This is a genomic window from Moorena sp. SIO4E2 (assembly GCF_010671945.1).
In the GTDB taxonomy this organism is placed as follows: Bacteria; Cyanobacteriota; Cyanobacteriia; order Cyanobacteriales; family Coleofasciculaceae; genus Moorena; species Moorena producens.
This window is the reverse complement of sequence record NZ_JAAHIE010001198.1, coordinates 1-1456: the sequence shown is the minus strand read 5'-3', so window position 1 is coordinate 1456 and position 1456 is coordinate 1. Positions and strand designations below refer to the sequence as shown.

General features: G+C 45.7%; 2 protein-coding genes. Both read right to left on the bottom strand.

Annotated features, from left to right (window positions below):
• Nucleotides 1-287: 287 nt before the first annotated feature.
• Nucleotides 288-653 carry a Lin0512 family protein gene (locus tag F6K37_RS42155; protein WP_287257187.1) on the bottom strand — a complete coding sequence of 122 codons (366 nt, stop codon included), beginning with the start codon at nucleotides 651-653 and terminating at the stop codon, nucleotides 288-290.
• A complete protein-coding gene (locus tag F6K37_RS42150) occupies nucleotides 643-1338 on the bottom strand; it encodes a class I SAM-dependent methyltransferase (RefSeq protein WP_287257186.1) in 696 nt (231 codons plus the stop codon). The genes F6K37_RS42155 and F6K37_RS42150 overlap by 11 nt, the downstream gene beginning before the upstream one ends.
• Nucleotides 1339-1456 lie beyond the last annotated feature (118 nt).

The window sequence follows — 1456 nt, the reverse complement described above, 5'->3', positions numbered from 1 at the left end:
GGTTAAAGATCCACGGGTGTGTTGTTGGGAAATCTGTGAAATTAATCCCCTGCTCGATACCCTCAACACCATGGTGGAAAACTCCCTGGGCATTTTTGAAACCGTAGTGGATGCCATTGCCAATCGCGTAGAAGTAACACCGAAAGCATAAGACTATTGTTCAACGATGATTAAATTTTGTATTCCTCTTTTATTCAAAAGCTGATAGCTGATAGCACCTCAAGTAGCGTGCGCGTAGCGCTAATCGCTGATAGCTGATAGCTGATAGCTGATAGCTGATAGCTTACCTAATCACTATCCACCAAAACAGTAACGGCTGCAACAGCAATCAGCATCTCATCATTTTTATCATTAAGTTCTGGAATCGCCCTGCCTTGAACCACCATTCCACCGGACTCAAGGGATAGAGTTTTCTGACCGAAAGGGAGTACAGCCAGTACTTCATTTTCCCGGACTTGCTCTGGGTAAGGCACGGCGACTTGAACTTCAACTATCATTTGATTGGGATGCTCTAAACCAGCTACTTCCCAAACACCAGGTAAGGCATTGTGAGCAATAGCGTTCCGTACAGCTCGTGCTGCTGCTACGGTTGGGTCTTGACCGTGTTGGTCTACTCCCATTCCCATTTCAATAATTAAGCGTTTACGAACCATGGCGAGTATATTCGCGATTATATTCAATGCGTAACCTTTGAATTGGGTCATCCTCTGATTCTGGGACAGTATCACGACCGATTTCTTGTAAGCCCAATTCCTGAAAGTAAGCTAGTTCTGTATCGGACAACGGCCAAGGAGGACCATCCGGTTCAGTGTCGGTATCGCGAAACCGAGTGATAAGTAACAGGGTTCCTCCTGGGGCGAGTAAGAATGCGATCGCATTCATAACAGTTGACCGAACCTTGAGGGGTAAGGCTTGGATATTACGACATTCAAACACAAAATCAAATTTCTGATACCATGCTGGATCTAATGCAAATAAATCCGCAACTTGGTACTTGACCTGGGAATCGGGAAATCGTTTTTGGCACCATGCGATCGCAGTCGGGGAAATATCAAAGGCAGTCACTTGGAAACCCTGCTGCGCCAACGCTTCAGCATCATCCCCTAACCCACAACCAACCACTAGGGCAGAGCGACCCGACCCTTGGGGTGTATTACGCGCTAACCAATCCTGTAGATAAGGATGGGTTGTTAAACGCGCCCAAGGTATTTGCCCTGAATCCCCATTAGCTTCGGCATATAAAACCTCAAACCATTGAGATGGATTATCTTGACGAATTGATTCCGATGCCAAGAGTTTGACCTTTTGCTGTAGTGTTTCGGGTTGTTGCTCGAACATAGGTCTGGGGTTGGTAATGCTTCCTAATTTTAACTGTTCAAACCTAAATCCCTGTCTTGTGAGGGATATCAGCTTTGCAGTACCACATTACAAACTAAGCCATTTGGCTGATTTTTGC

Bases quoted from the DNA above. Each gene is read 5' to 3' on its own strand.
- F6K37_RS42155 (WP_287257187.1), bottom strand. From the start codon at position 653: ATGGTTCGTAAACGCTTAATTATTGAAATGGGAATGGGAGTAGACCAA.
- F6K37_RS42150 (WP_287257186.1), bottom strand. From the start codon at position 1,338: ATGTTCGAGCAACAACCCGAAACACTACAGCAAAAGGTCAAACTCTTG.